This window comes from Actinomadura fulvescens (genome assembly GCF_039533225.1).
Classification (GTDB): domain Bacteria; phylum Actinomycetota; class Actinomycetes; order Streptosporangiales; family Streptosporangiaceae; genus Spirillospora; species Spirillospora fulvescens.
The window spans coordinates 120,031-133,131 of the sequence record NZ_BAAATD010000013.1 but is presented as its reverse complement, the minus strand read 5'-3'; the positions used below and the strand labels follow the sequence as shown (position 1 = coordinate 133,131).

Sequence of the window (13,101 nt, the reverse complement as noted above, 5' to 3'; positions counted from 1 at the left end):
TCCCAGCGTGGCGGCCCCTTCCTGCGATGATCCACCCCACCTCCAGCGGGGTGAACGGTCCGCCTCGGACCGAGGAAGGGTGCGCCGGCATCCGCAGCGACGTCGCATGCGGCCCGGATGCTGGGCTCTCAGGCCCTGGATCTTCTCCGTGCCGAAGCATCGAATGCATGACCCAGCTCGGAGCGATGTACCGCCTTCCACGTAATACACGTAATCGGGAATGCTTGGGAAGTTTGATTGCTGCCGTACGGAGTGATTACGAAGTAGTGGCAATGAGAGTTCGGCGGGAAGTAGGGAAGCTCGGAGAGATTAAGTTATCTCGGCGAATGCAGGTTCGGAATGTCCCCGCTGGATTGATTTAATAATCCCGAGAACCTAAGATGGGGGTGAGGGCATTCGGGTCCCTGTGGACCCCGGCCCCCGCGTCGGGCAGCTAACCAGAACGCGGGGGACGAGGCCTTCACCTACTGTGGTGGGCCGGTCGGCTCAGCCGACCGGGCCGCCCACGGTCAGGAGCTGGCTCAGGCGCCAGAACACGCTGTCCAGGAGCGCCAGGATGGCGACCCAGAAGGCGAGCTGGTCCCAGTCGGGCTCCCGCTTCATCCAGATGGACAAGACGACCTCCGGCTTCTGCTAGCCTCTCCCCGAGGGAGAGGGGTGCGCCGCCGACGCTGGCCCCCCGGGGTTTCCCGGCGATGGAACCGGCCTCGGACACGCACTTCAGGTGACAGTTGCCCCGAAGGCGGTCGAGCATCCGGGGAAAACGTTACCGCATATCTTGGTGCGTTGCACAATTCAGGCATGTCGGTCTTGAGTGCTGCTGTCAGGTATCGAACAAACGTACGCACGAATTCACCACGGAAAATCAAGCACCTGAATATTCGTCGCGGCACCCCGGGAACAAAGGGGCAGGTAGACGCATGGATATGCGGGCGCTCAGCCCGGGGGCCGGGCCACCCTGATCGGCTCGGCGCCCGGGTGACGGGGGACGGAGCCCCGCGGGCCGCGTGCGGGCGTGTCGCAGCGGGGGACGTGCCGAAGTCCCGGTCGCGGCGGGAGGTTGTCGTCCCGCGGCCCGGGGAGGCCTACAGCCTGAACGAGGCGATGGGGTTGCCGACGCGGCCGCGGCCGGATCGCCAGTAGCCCATCATGATCGTGAGGTCGTTCCAGCGGCCGAACTGCTGCAGCACGGTGGGCGGGATGTTGTTGCGGCCGCCGGTGACGACGAATCCGGCGCGCAGCCCGTGCCAGGAGTAGCAGGATGCGGGCTCCAGCGCCACGTCGGGGAACCGGACGCGGGCCAGGTCGACGGCGTGCCGGAGCAAGTCGTTGAGTCCCTGGTTGCTGATCGGTCCGACCGCCTTGGGCCCGCGGTAGCGCGCCGTCCCAGCGACGCGACCCAGGCTGTCCACCCCGCGCAGCAGCGGCCCGGCGGTGATGCCCTGCTGGGCCAAGGTCTCGATCCAGGCGCGGGTGGTGCGGACCGGGCAGGTCGCCGGCTGCGAGCCGTAGGGGATCTCCCGGGTCTCACCGCGCGCCTCCTGGTCGGTCTTGGAATAGGGGATGGTCACCGCGAGCCCGTAGTCGCTGAAGCGGACGTCGCCGATGTCGAGGGCGGCGACGTCGGAGGACCGGCCCGCCAGCGTCAGCCCGAGCAGCAGCGCGCACTGGTCACGCTGCACGCGCGGCGTCGGCAGCCGTTCGGCGGGAACCTCCTCCAGCAGCGCGCCGATCAGGATCGGCACCTCCACGTCGGTGATCGGCAGCGATTGGCGGCGCAGCGGACGCCCCTCAGCGCGCGCGCTTTTGGCGTGCTGGCGGCGGTAGTCGCGCAGCACCAGGTTCGCCAGCCGGACGTCGGCCACCTGCCCGGTCAGCCGCCGGTGCACCGCCTGCAGGCTGCCCAGCGTCTTGGACAGGGTGGCGGGCGCGGGCGGGCGACCGCGCCGGGTGAGCTGACGGGAGGTGTAGTCCAGGTAGTTGGCCAGCGCCTCGGCCGAGGCGGGCAGCGGAGTGTGGCCGGTCAGCCAGCACCAGCGCAGGAACCCCTCCCACACCGCGGCGTAGGTATCGCGGGTGCTGTCGGCCAGCGCCCTGCCGATCCGCTCGGCCGCGCCCGCCGACAGTTCTTCGCCGCCAGCCACGCGTTCCCTCGCGGCGGCCGCCGCCGGTACGGCGGGCGAGACCACCACCCCCTCTACCGCCATCACGAGCTCGGCGCCGGAGCTCTCTGCCGGCGCGGACGCCGTCGGGTGCGCAGGCGTCGGGGGCGGAGGGGACGCGTCGTCGGTCATGACGGCCCCGTCACCCGCAGCTTCAGGATGCGGTACCACCAATCGAAGGCGGCGCGGGTGGGGATGGCGAAGTCCTGCAGGATGCTGTCCTCGGCCTCGAGCACCTCCAGCACCGCGTCGCCGTCCGGGCTCGGCGCCGCGAGGTGGCCGACGGGAGCGGTGACAGCGCTGGCCGCGTCGCCGGGGGCAGCGGCGGCGGCAGCCGGTGCGAGCGTGATGTGGTCCCCGGCTGGCGGGGGCGGCGTGAGTGAGGTCATTGCCGCCTCCGGTCGTCCGTCGCCGCGACGGGCAGGTCGACGGCGGCCGCCGCGGCGTCGGCGACGACTACCAGCAGGTCGAACACGCGCTGCGCGCCGCGCGGCCGCGTGATCGGGCGCTGTGCGTCGGGATGCACCTGCGGCCAGAGCGCGGGCATGGCCCTGGTGTCGAGCGCGCTCACTCGCCCCTCCACCGCCACTCGTCGCGGAAGCCGGGCCACTCGGCCCACTGGGTGGCCGCCTGGCTGAGCGGCTCCCACAGGCTCGCCGCCACCGTGGTGTCGCCGCGGTCCTGTGCGAGCAGCAGGTGACCGGCCAGGTGGACCAGTGCGGTGTCGAGCGCGCCGGTGAGTCGACGCAGGGCCGCGTACGCCTCATCGTCGGTGGCGGCCTTGCGGGCTTCGAGCTGTCGGTCGCGGACGAACGCGAGGAGCGCGTCGAGCTCCTGCTTGGTGATCGGAGACGGCGTCGACTGCGACTCTGTGTCGCTCTGCCAGTTCTGGTTCGTCATCGAGTGTCAGTCCCTTGCAGGGGGACGCAGGCGGGCGACCCAGATCGGACTGCCGACGCACAGCAGATCGATGGTGGCGCCCGCGAAGTCGTCCATGGCGGTGGTGACGGCGTAGATCTCTACGCCGATCTCGGCTTGCTGCGGGGGGATCGCCTGCAGATAGTGCCGGTGGGCTGACTCAGCCATGCTCGCCAGCTCGGCCACCGCGGCGGGCGCGGTGAGCGCCTCGACGGCGGCCTCATCATGTTCCGGGATGTCCGTGGCCAGCAACTGCATGGCGCGGACGGTATCGGGATGGGTGGCCTCCGCAGCGGCGGCCGGCGGTATCGCCAATCCCTCGGCTCTGGCGTTGGTCGTGGCACCGAGCAGGCACCAGCCGGTTCGTGGCTCCCCGGGCTGGCTGCTGGTGCCGGTGTAGAGCACCAGACGAGGGTCGGCGAAGCCGATCACCGTATGGAAGGCGCCAGTGACGACGCTCGCGGCTGGTAGCGACGCCAAGGACGCAGGTGCCCACGGCCCGGGGCCGAGGAGATCGGCCAAGGCGGGCAGGCTCTGTCGGAGTTCATCCACCTTGGCCTGGTACTGGGCGTGTGAATCGGGCGAGGTCATCGTTGCCCTTCCTCATGACTCGGGCTCCTGCGGCAAGGCCACTAACACCCAATGATGAATCGACACCGGGAACGACCGGCCGACCATGCTGCGGGCCGGGCAGGTCGGCGCTGCTGGAGATGTTGCCGTCGATCTCCGCCTGGCTGAGTAGCGCATATCCGTCTGGACCAGGCACCGCGAGGTCCCTGGCCGCGCGCCCGGTTGCCCCAGAGCTCGGCCGCACGACGTCCGCTGGGTGCCTCGGCGATGGAGTAGGTGACCAGTTCACCGCGGTCGAGCCGGACGGCGGTGCGCGCCACCGCGTCGGGATGCACCTGCGGCAAGAACCTGGTCGTGGCCGCGGGTTCCAGGGTTCTGGATGTCAACGTGCCAGGTTCGGGCGAGGTCATCGTTCGCACCTTCATATGGGGTGGCTCGGTACGGCAGCCGGTGGCGGGGGAGGGCCGGCGAAGGGGCGTTCAATCCTTCGCACCCGGGTCCGGGTCGTCGTCGGGGTAGTTGTCGGGATCGAAGACGGCGGTGAGGTCATCCCATGGCTTCTGCGCAGCCACCGGCAGCTCAGATCGGCTCGCCACCAACGTGGCGTGGAGGCCCGCAGGGTCGTTGAGGTACATCGGGGGGTAGAAATCGTCGTCCTCGCGGAGCTTGCCGACCAGGTCGGCGATGATCGCGGCCGACTCGTCCTCAAGCGGGCTGAGCAGCCGAGCCGCCCACCGCGCCGACCAGTCGTCCAGGGTGATCAGGCCGCGCTCGTTGAGAAAGAGCCCCTCGAACGCGGCCGCACGGTAGGCGGGAGGCCAGGCGGTCAGGTCGCTGCTATCGGCGCACGCCTCGATGCCCTCACGGCGCACGTTGTTGGTCTGCCCCATCGCGCGGCGGGCCACCGCCAGGCCGATCCGCCGTTGCTCGGGCGGATCCAGCGCGGCCAGGTTGGCGGCCCGCAGCCGCTCGGCCAGGTCGCGGCGGTAGAAGCTCGTACCGTCGGCCAGGTCGCGGATCAGCGGGTCGGGCAGGCCCTGGGACATCACGTCCAGCCGCCGCAGCGCCCAGTGCGTCCACAGCAGCGCGGCGTCGACGCCGACCTGCCACATCTCTTCGACGATCTCCGGCGCCACGGCGCGGCCATGGCCGGTGCCGTGGGAGTTGCGCAACTCGCTCAGCTGGATGGCGCAGATCTTGGCGCTCTGCACCATGGCCCGCAGGTGCTCGTTGTCGGTCAGATCGGATCCGGGCTGGCGGGCCAGCGCCAGGTGCGCCTGGTTGACCGCGTCCCGGTACTTGAGGGCGTCGGTGATCGCCTCGCCGCGGGTGGTCAGCACGACCCGGGCGACCGTCTCGACCAGTTCCTTGGCGGTACCGATCACCTGCTCGTGGTCCTCGTACTGCAGGGCACGGCGCAGCCGGTCCAGTGCGGTCTGGATCGCGGCCCAGTTGTGCGCCTCCACTCCGGTGGGGCAGTCCAGGATCAGCCGGAATCGGTGCGTGCCGTGCCGGTCGTCGCGCGCGGCGTCGCGGAGGTCAGGCATTGGTGAGCCAGCCGAAGTACGGGTCGAGGGGGAGGAACTCGTCGGCGCCCTCGCGCAGCGCGCGGCTGCAGGCATGCTCCCAGCTCAGCACCCGGACCGTCAGATCACGCCGCTGGAGGGAATTCACCGCGGGAAGGAAGTCCCCGTCGCCGGCGACAAGCACGGCCAGGTCGCCGCGGGCGGCGTCCATGTGCTGGTAGGAGTCGTCCAGCAGCCAGGTGAGCAGGCTGGCGTCGACCTGCTTCTCCTTGCCTGCCGCGTTGCGGTCGTAGGTGAGGACGTGGAATCCCTCGTTGCGGGCGCGGTTCCAGACCGAGTCGCCCGGCGGCGGCTTGGAGCCGACCAGGAAGGACCGGCCGACCATGCTTCCTGGCGGGCAGGCCAGCTCGTACAGCCGTCCGAAGTCGTACCGCCAGGGGGCGGTGATCTGGTTGGCCATTGCGTGCTGCGGCGTGCGCGCGTGCCCGAGCCGCACCGCCTGCAGCCGCTGGCCCTCGATCCACACGTTGGAGTTGTCGACGTAGGCGAACACCCGGCCCGGCGCGGGCAGCGCGGCCGGGCGCTGCGGCTCGGCGCCGGGCCGGGCCAGCCGCGCCGCGACGGCCCGCGGCGTCGGCACGCCGGTCGCGGCGGGCACGGGGCCGCCGGTCGCCGCGGTGGCCTGGTCGGTGGCTTGATCGGTGGGCGGCTCGGCGCCCTGTCCGGGGGAGGCGCCCGGCGCCGGTGGGCCGGCGGTGACGTCGGTCATAGATCGATCCTAGAGGACGAACACCGTTCGCGGCTTGGAAGAAGCCTCCCTTAACCCAAGCCACAGTAGATGACGGTTTCGCTAACGCGATGTCGCGAAACATTATTCGTGCTCGCGATCGTGATTACGCTAGGCTCAGGTGCGCGCCGGGCGCACGGCCCGCCGCGACCGCCCGGGAGGCGTTCATGACGACCGGCACCCCCGCCGACGACCCCACACCGCAGACGGCACCCGTCCCGCAGCGCGCGCTGCCGCCGCACCTGGCCGCGCAGGGCTACCGCACCGAGATCACCGAAGCCCGCCGCCGCGCCGCCGCCGATCTGCGCGACCTCGGCAGCGAGCTGCGCACGCTCACCGCCACCCTGCCCGCCGGCACCGGCCGGCTGCCCGCGATCGACCACCCCGCGGAACTGCTCGCCGCCGCGACCCGCCTGGCCCGCCAGCTGCCCGACCTGGTCGCCTCCCTGGCCGCGGTGAAGGCCCTGGAAACGGTGGACTTCCTGGTCGCCGACCTGCCAGGCCCGCCAGCCAGCGGTGGAGCCGCGCTGACGCCGCACCGCGCCCCGCAGAAGGGCCCGGGCCCCGCATGACCCCCGACCCCACCGACGCTGTAGCTGCGCCCGACCGCGATGCAGGTCCTCAGGGCGGCTGGCGCTGCGGCCTGAACGAGCTGGGGGAGCGCTGCGACAACCCGCCGCCGCCGGTGCCGGTCGACGAACGCGGCCGCCGCAAGGGCGGCAAGCCGCCCAAGTTCTGCGGCAAGCCGCACACCGACCGCGCCGCCCAGCTGCGCCGCCGCGCCGACCGCGCCATCACCGACGGCGCCCTGCGCGCACTGGAGCAGCTCGCCGACCGCGCCGCACCCGGGCTGCGCGCCACCGCCACCGACCTGGCCGCGCTGCTGGAAGGGCTGGATGAGGTCCGCGGCGGCCTGGCAGCCCGGGTGCAGGCCGCCGAGACCGCCGAGGCCGACGCCCGTAACGATGCTCGCGAGGCCAAGGCCGCGGCCCAGGCGGCCGGTGACCGCGAGCGCGCGGCGCTCGCGGCCGCCCGCGACGCCGAACTCGCCAAGGACAAGGCCGAACGCGACGCCCGCCGCGCGGCCGCCGACGCCGAACGCGCCATCACCGAGGCCGCCGCCACGGCCGCCGACCACGCGCACGCCCGCGGCATCGCCGAAAGCGAACGCGACACCGCCGTCACCGCGCGCGAGGAGGCCCGGGCGGCGGCCGCCGCAGCCACCGCCCGCGCCACCGCGCTGGCCGACGAGCTGCAGACCGTGCGCGCCGACCACGACGACAAGGCGGCCCGGCTGGAAGCCGCGATCATCGAGCGGGCCGCCGCTCAGCAACAGCTCACCGAGCAGACGGCCCGGCTCTCCGACCTCGCCGGACGGCTGCAGCGGACACAAGCCGAGCTGGACACAGTCAGGGCACAGGCCGCACGCGACGTCCAGGCTGCCGAAGAAGCCGCCGCGCACCAGGTACTGCAGGCCGACACCCGCCGCCAGAGCGCCGAAGACCGCGCCGAGCGACTGCAGGCCGAACTCGCCGAACTGCGCACCGCCAGCACCACCGAGATCCGGCTGCTGACCGCCGAACGCGACACCGCCCACCGCGACCGCGACACCGCCCAGCAGGCCGAGGCCGCCCAGCGCGAGCGCGCCGTACGCGCCGAGGCCGCCCTGGCCACGGTTCAGGCGAAGCCGAGCCAGGCGACCGCCGATGACGCCAATCCCCGACACGAAACAGGCCGATGATGGGCGGCTCCAAGCTGGTGCAGGTCACCCTGCCCGTACTGAGTCGCAAACCACGCAGCTACCCCCGATCGGACTCAGCGCAGCTGAGTGCGGCTTCAAGCCAACCCATCACCGCGCCAGCCCCGCCCGCCGCGCTGATCGGTCTGTAGGTCAACGACCTCATCGCCTCCGGCATCCAGGGGTCGAGCGACCTGATCCACGGGCGCAAATTCTCTCGGCATCAGTCGCGGTAGTCGTACTCGTAGTCGGGCTCGAGGTTTGCCAGGTAGCGCTCTTCGATACTTTCCTGCACAGTTCGTGTGTGCTGCTGAGGTAGTCCTGCAGCGGCGATCTCATGAGTGCCTGTCAGTTTGAGGGCGCAGGTAGGGCAGGACAGGCCTGTGGCCAGGTACACCACGACACGGTGGAGTTGTTCGTCGATGACCCGTTCGCTGGTGGCGCGGACGCGCTGTAGCACGAGGTCAGCCTGCGACCGGCAGGCTGGGCAGGCAGCCTCCTCGTGGCGAATCGGTTCGGCGGGATCGATGAGCTCCCAAACCCGGAAGTCCCCGAAGAGCCGTTCCTTCGGCCTGCCATGCACTGACGGAAGGACGGCGATGCCTTCGTGCTCAGCCACCACTGCGGCATGTCGCTCGACGGCCTCCTTGATGCGTTGACCGATCTCGTGCCGCAGTCGTTCGTTCTGCTCCTGGACTAGGCCGCGGCCATGGCTCATCAGTTCGGCACCCACCAACTCTGCCGCTTCCTCATCGAGATGGCGGCAGATCGTTTCCACAACACGCACGAACTGAGGCAGCCAGCGCTCAGTGGCGATGGCCAGCGGTTCGCTAGCGGTGTGCAGCTCAGCGTTGCGCAACGTGATCAGATGCGCGGCGTCGTCCTTGATCTCGGCGAAACCGTCTACCACCTGCAGAAGTCGCTTGCACACTTCCGCGATGCCGATGGACTTGACGTTGCCGGCCGAGGGACCGGAGGGGAAGCCGGCCGCGTGCATGATCGATTCTGAGCCGCGATCCGCGAGCAGCGTCGGATGCACCCGCGCCAACGGCGCTCGCAACAGGAACTCCAAGCCCAAGAGCAGCCACAGCGTAGCGACCTCGTCAACAGCGGGATGTTCTGCCGCTCGCCGAAAGTAGGTCCGTGTCTTGCCGACAAACTGGTCGTAGCCCCACATCGCCTGTGTCATCACCAGCTCCAGACTTTGCCTGCTTCGAACCCGGTGGTACCTGCCGCTACCGCCGGGCGTAGGACCAATATTTGCGAATTGTCCAGCATTAGTACCGGTCCATGGCCGTCATCGCGCTCTCGCTCCGCCGGGCTGCGTTGTGCCGTTCATCGCAGCCGGTAATGCTGTGCGCCGAGATGTGGTCAGTACGGTGCTCGCCGGCGAGTGCCGAATAGCTCGAACGCTCTGGTGGTCAAAAGCATCGCGATCGCCGTCGCGCTGGCCAGCGCTTGGAGCGAGGGGGAGGTCCGCACGAGTTTGATGCCCGGCTGGACCTGCTCGACGATCTCGGTGTCCAGGAACCCGATGGTGGCGCTGGAGTCGCCGTGGGCAAGGGCGCTGCACATCCGCCAGGTGGCCTCTGCGATATCTGCGCCAAGGTGTGGCGTGAGTTCTCCGGCACGTCTGACCATCCGCACGTAGCCGCCGCCGTTGTTGAACGCATTGCGGGCCGTGCGTTCGGCGGCCATCTGCGGATCCTGTTCCGGTTGCGCCGTGCAAGGGTTCGCGGTGAGCAGCAGATCAATCAGTTGCCGCTGGCGCTGCTCGATGGTTCTGGAGGGCTGGCTATGGGCTAGTTCACGCAGCCGGTACGCCGGTTTGAGCTCGTTCCACTCCAGTGTGAGCCGGTTGGTCACCCGCTCCGATCGTGTTGGCGGGCCGAGCAGCCAGACCGCGCAGCAGGCGTTCTCCACCGCACCTCGCATCACGGCCGGCTGGGCGTAGGAATGCAGGAGGACATGGGCCTGTCCGTCGTGGAGTTCGTGGAGGAGGCCACGGCGGAGGCAGTGCAGGAAGTCGACCGCGACACCGATGGCCATCCAGGCCCGGTGGCTGAGTCGGTAGGGATGGGTGCGCTGGTCGTCCGTGGCCAGCGGACTGCGGTCATCGGCCGTCCACGGACGTGATGACTCGTCGGACCTAACCACCTCGATCCATGGGTCGATGTTGTCCAGCATCCGCAGGAGCTGGCGTAGGTCCTGCAGTTCTGCCTCGTCCGTTTCGTTCACCGCACGAGGTTAAGGACCACCCTCCACTGGCGGCAATCAGGTTTCGAGTCGGGACCACATACAGCACTGCGGCAGACACCTCGGCCAGATCACCAAGAGAGCGGCGCGGCCCCCGCCGGGGAACATGCGTGGCAGATGCCGCCCTCATCTGCGCATGCCACCCGCCTCGACAGCGAACGTCGGCAGCCCCCGGAGGCGCCCGGCGGACCAGCCTGTCCCACCGCAGCGGCGACTGCAAAGTGGCCGCGGACTTGCCCATCCCACCGCGACTCACCCCGTTGCAGCCGCCGCTCCGGCACGGCGGACGGCAGCCGGCCGGACCCCCCCCGAAGGGCTGTCCAGCGCGCAGCCATCTCAGGAGGACGCCGTGAAGAGGGCCACAGAAACCCTGCTCGGCGCGCACACCATCGCCGGACACCGCGTGGGGGTTCAACGCATCAGCTGGAACGACACCAGCGGGCTTGGCTTCGACATTCTCGACGCCGACACCCACCAGGTCCTCACCGAGGCCGCATCCTTCGACGCCTATCCGACCGACGCCCAGATCAAGACCGTGTTGGAGGGTCTGAGGCATCGTGACGACGAGCGGTTCGACGCCGGAGCAGAGGAGGGTCGTTGGCCGCAGCAGCCGGTGCCCCCCTGCTGCGGCCTGACTCTGCGCTGCCCTACACCCTCACTCTGGCCGAAGCCGATGCGTTGATCAGATTCGCGGCCGCGTTCCTGGCCGGCGTCAGCCCTGCCACCGACACCGCCGACAACACCGGCGCCACCGATAACACCGGCGCCGTCGTCGACTGGGGCCCTCTACCGGGAGACCGCCACGCCTCTGCTGGAGTGTCTCGGCTGCGACGTTTACGCCCGCATGCACCCAGGCGCTGACCGTCAGCTGGCCAGCACCGCCGAGGTCACTTTGAGCCCATGCCATCCGCCGGTGCGGACGCTTGATTTCGAGGTCGGTGTGGGAGCAGATGTACAGGGGCCGGTCGCACTTCGGCGCCGCGGTCAGTTCGGCACGGCGCCCAGCAGGTAGCCCGCCTTCCCGAACCTGTCCTCGGCCCGCCGCCCCCTTGGCACCCACTGCCTGTGGCAGTACGAAGACCCTGCATGGCGGACCGGACCCGACGGCAGACGCTCCTGAACTGACCGCCTGGCAGAACGCGCAGCCGGAATCAGAGGCGGAGGAGATGCCTTGGCGGGTCCGGCCCGCCCGCTTTCGCCGGCTCGGGTAGCAAGGCCATGACGTTGCGGGCCGCCAGTCGGCCGCCGAGGCGATCAGCCACCGCTACGGCCCACCCGGCCGTCGAACGCACTATCCGCAGATGCCCGAGCTCGGCGACGCACTCGGCGCCCAATGCGGCCGGGCGGCCTCACGCGCGCCATTCCGGCCGGCGCCGCGATGCCCTTCCGGCCCACCACTCTGGTCATCGACTGGGGCGTAGGCGTCGAAGGCGTGAGGCCAGGGCCCGCTTCTCCGCGCGGTACGGACGTTGTCGGCGCAGATTCAGGCTGATGCCGCTGGGGCTGAGAATCGGGACCGAGTAGCACTGATTGTCGTAGTCCGATGTGTCATCACAGCGGCAGGCGGCTGAGGGATCCTCCAGTGTCGCGTCCAGCCCGCACTGTGGGTGTAGTAGCCGCTCCAGTACCGTCTGGTGGGTGGCGCCGCCCCGCCATTCCAGTTGGACCGAGTGGCGGTTCGACCACAGGTGCCAGTAGGGGGTGTGGCTGCTGGAGTTGAGTGCGTGGCATCTGCGTAGCAGTCCCGACAGGAATTGGTTACCGTCCGCACCGAAATCGCGCAGGTGTGCGTAGCGCTGGTGGTGTGCTGCTTCCATGGGGTGCCAGGCGTCGGGGTCGGTGAGCCAGGGTGTGCGCTGCCGGTCGACCCCTTCCAGCGCCAGTTTGGCGGCCGTGTTCCAGCGGTCCTTGGTGACGAGCACCCGGATCAGTCCCGCCAGGTGCGGTCTGTGCAGCACCACCGAGCGCTCTTGGACGTTAGCGCGCAATCCGGGCATGCCGTAGATCTCATCACCGCCTGGCTCGATCTTCGGCAACACCACGTCGATGAACTGCGGCAGGAGGTAGGGGTGAACGCTGATCTCCAGTGCCGAAGCCTTGGGGATCAGGTAGCGCATCCCGAACGGCGGATACCTGGTCTGGCGGGCCTTGCCTTCGGCGGCGGTCTCGTCCCAGTGGCTGTAGTCGCAAAAGCCCCAAGTGATCAGCAGCGAGGTCTCGAAAGCTGCTTGATGCGGCTGGGCGGCCGGGATGAGTGGCTGGTCATTGGCGTGCGCCGCCAGCTGCCTGCCGGCCACAGTGATGGGTTCGCCGGTCAGCGCACGGCGCATCATTCGTTGCTCCAACGGTGAAAAGGACATGTCGGTTCCCCTGTCGCCGCCCGGCCCGGCGTTGTCGGAGAAGCGCATGCGTCACTTCTGCTCAGCTGATACGAAGCCGTGGTGGGGCCAGCTGCCCCTCGGGTCCGTCAGTGATCACAGCCGGGCCGATCACCTGGACGAGGCGTTCACGACGCCCGGAACAAATCCCTGCCAGCCAGCATGGCCCGCTGCCTGCGCCACTCCACGGGGCGACACCCGCAGCGAGGCCAGTCTTGACGCTGCATTGAACTCCATTTGGCAGTGTTCCAAAACGTGGTCGCGCTGACACCAGGCCAACGCCGGGGCCAATTCAAACGAATCGATCGATTCGCATCGTCACAACATGATCGCCGCGCCTCACGACGCAACTATTCGTGCTGACCACGTCTTTGCACACGAGAACCGGACCCGGTCACCTGCAGTGACTCACAGACCTCGGACATCACCATCGTGTCGAGGAACACCAGGCGGTCGAGTTCTCCGGAGGTCCAGCCGAGCCACTCAGCGTCGGCCCAGTCACGGACTCGATCCTGTTGGACCTGGGCAAGCTGGACGGCGAGTTCGTCTTCTGGTGTCTGCTCGCCTTCCAGGAGCTTCTCGACGGCCAGGCGCTCATTCATCTGACGCTCGATCACGGCTCGGGCAGCAGCCTGCACATCGGTGATTCCCGGGTTTGCCATGAGAAAGAAGCGGATTGGCCAATGTTCCTGTGAAGCTGGAGTTGGCCTGTGCCCAGTCGTTTCTCCGGAGAGCCCTCGATATGTCAGGGCCTGGGCGTAGCATC

General features: G+C 69.4%; 15 protein-coding genes. 3 read left to right on the top strand and 12 right to left on the bottom strand.

The genetic code is table 11. The features are described from left to right. Positions 1-486 precede the first annotated feature (486 nt). The 8 genes from ABD333_RS37195 to ABD333_RS37160 all read right to left on the bottom strand — a co-directional run bounded on the left by ABD333_RS37195 (position 487) and on the right by ABD333_RS37160 (position 5,945). Positions 487-615: a hypothetical protein gene (locus tag ABD333_RS37195; protein ID WP_344547281.1), complete on the bottom strand. Its 129-nt coding sequence runs from the start codon at positions 613-615 to the stop codon at positions 487-489. 470 nt (positions 616-1,085) lie between these two features. Beyond that, complete coding sequence (locus tag ABD333_RS37190) at positions 1,086-2,294, bottom strand: site-specific integrase (protein ID WP_344547280.1); 1,209 nt, start codon at positions 2,292-2,294, stop codon at positions 1,086-1,088. Beyond that, positions 2,291-2,551 (bottom strand): hypothetical protein, encoded by a 261-nt coding sequence (locus ABD333_RS37185; RefSeq protein WP_344547279.1) that lies wholly within the window; start codon positions 2,549-2,551, stop codon positions 2,291-2,293. The genes ABD333_RS37190 and ABD333_RS37185 overlap by 4 nt, the downstream gene beginning before the upstream one ends. After that, the gene (locus tag ABD333_RS37180) at positions 2,548-2,733 is read right to left on the bottom strand and encodes a hypothetical protein (RefSeq protein ID WP_344547278.1); all 186 of its coding nucleotides are present in this window, start codon (positions 2,731-2,733) and stop codon (positions 2,548-2,550) included. Before ABD333_RS37180 ends, ABD333_RS37185 begins: the two co-directional genes overlap by 4 nt. Further along, positions 2,730-3,062 (bottom strand): hypothetical protein, encoded by a 333-nt coding sequence (locus tag ABD333_RS37175; RefSeq protein ID WP_344547277.1) that lies wholly within the window; start codon positions 3,060-3,062, stop codon positions 2,730-2,732. Before ABD333_RS37175 ends, ABD333_RS37180 begins: the two co-directional genes overlap by 4 nt. 6 nt (positions 3,063-3,068) lie before the next feature. Further along, entirely contained in the window at positions 3,069-3,671 is a 603-nt protein-coding gene (locus tag ABD333_RS37170; protein WP_344547276.1) for a hypothetical protein, read from the bottom strand. Positions 3,672-4,129: 458 nt separating this feature from the next. Continuing rightward, complete coding sequence (locus ABD333_RS37165; protein ID WP_344547275.1) at positions 4,130-5,197, bottom strand: hypothetical protein; 1,068 nt, start codon at positions 5,195-5,197, stop codon at positions 4,130-4,132. Next, positions 5,190-5,945 (bottom strand): NYN domain-containing protein, encoded by a 756-nt coding sequence (locus ABD333_RS37160; protein WP_344547274.1) that lies wholly within the window; start codon positions 5,943-5,945, stop codon positions 5,190-5,192. The genes ABD333_RS37165 and ABD333_RS37160 overlap by 8 nt, the downstream gene beginning before the upstream one ends. Positions 5,946-6,130: 185 nt before the next feature. On the opposite strand from ABD333_RS37160, the gene ABD333_RS37155 reads away from it, so the two are divergent. Both ABD333_RS37155 and ABD333_RS37150 read left to right on the top strand, forming a co-directional pair. Further along, positions 6,131-6,535: a hypothetical protein gene (locus ABD333_RS37155; protein WP_344547273.1), complete on the top strand. Its 405-nt coding sequence runs from the start codon at positions 6,131-6,133 to the stop codon at positions 6,533-6,535. Continuing rightward, positions 6,532-7,704, top strand: a complete 1,173-nt coding sequence (locus tag ABD333_RS37150; protein WP_344547272.1) for a coiled-coil domain-containing protein — start codon at positions 6,532-6,534, stop codon at positions 7,702-7,704. Before ABD333_RS37155 ends, ABD333_RS37150 begins: the two co-directional genes overlap by 4 nt. Before the next feature lie 220 nt (positions 7,705-7,924). Here the strand turns inward: ABD333_RS37150 and ABD333_RS37145 are convergent, their stop codons facing one another. Continuing rightward, positions 7,925-8,890, bottom strand: coding sequence for a hypothetical protein (locus ABD333_RS37145; protein ID WP_344547271.1), 966 nt, complete (start codon positions 8,888-8,890; stop codon positions 7,925-7,927). A 182-nt stretch (positions 8,891-9,072) separates the two neighbouring features. Next, a complete protein-coding gene (locus ABD333_RS37140; protein ID WP_344547270.1) occupies positions 9,073-9,939 on the bottom strand; it encodes a hypothetical protein in 867 nt (288 codons plus the stop codon). Positions 9,940-10,306: 367 nt separating this feature from the next. Here ABD333_RS37140 and ABD333_RS37135 point away from each other — a divergent pair, with 367 nt between their 5' ends. Next, positions 10,307-10,639 (top strand): hypothetical protein, encoded by a 333-nt coding sequence (locus ABD333_RS37135; RefSeq protein ID WP_344547269.1) that lies wholly within the window; start codon positions 10,307-10,309, stop codon positions 10,637-10,639. A gap of 721 nt (positions 10,640-11,360) precedes the next feature. Here the strand turns inward: ABD333_RS37135 and ABD333_RS37130 are convergent. Further along, positions 11,361-12,365, bottom strand: a complete 1,005-nt coding sequence (locus ABD333_RS37130; protein ID WP_344547268.1) for a hypothetical protein — start codon at positions 12,363-12,365, stop codon at positions 11,361-11,363. Positions 12,366-12,685: 320 nt separating this feature from the next. Continuing rightward, positions 12,686-12,997: a hypothetical protein gene (locus ABD333_RS37125; RefSeq protein WP_344547267.1), complete on the bottom strand. Its 312-nt coding sequence runs from the start codon at positions 12,995-12,997 to the stop codon at positions 12,686-12,688. Between the last annotated feature and the right edge of the window lie 104 nt (positions 12,998-13,101).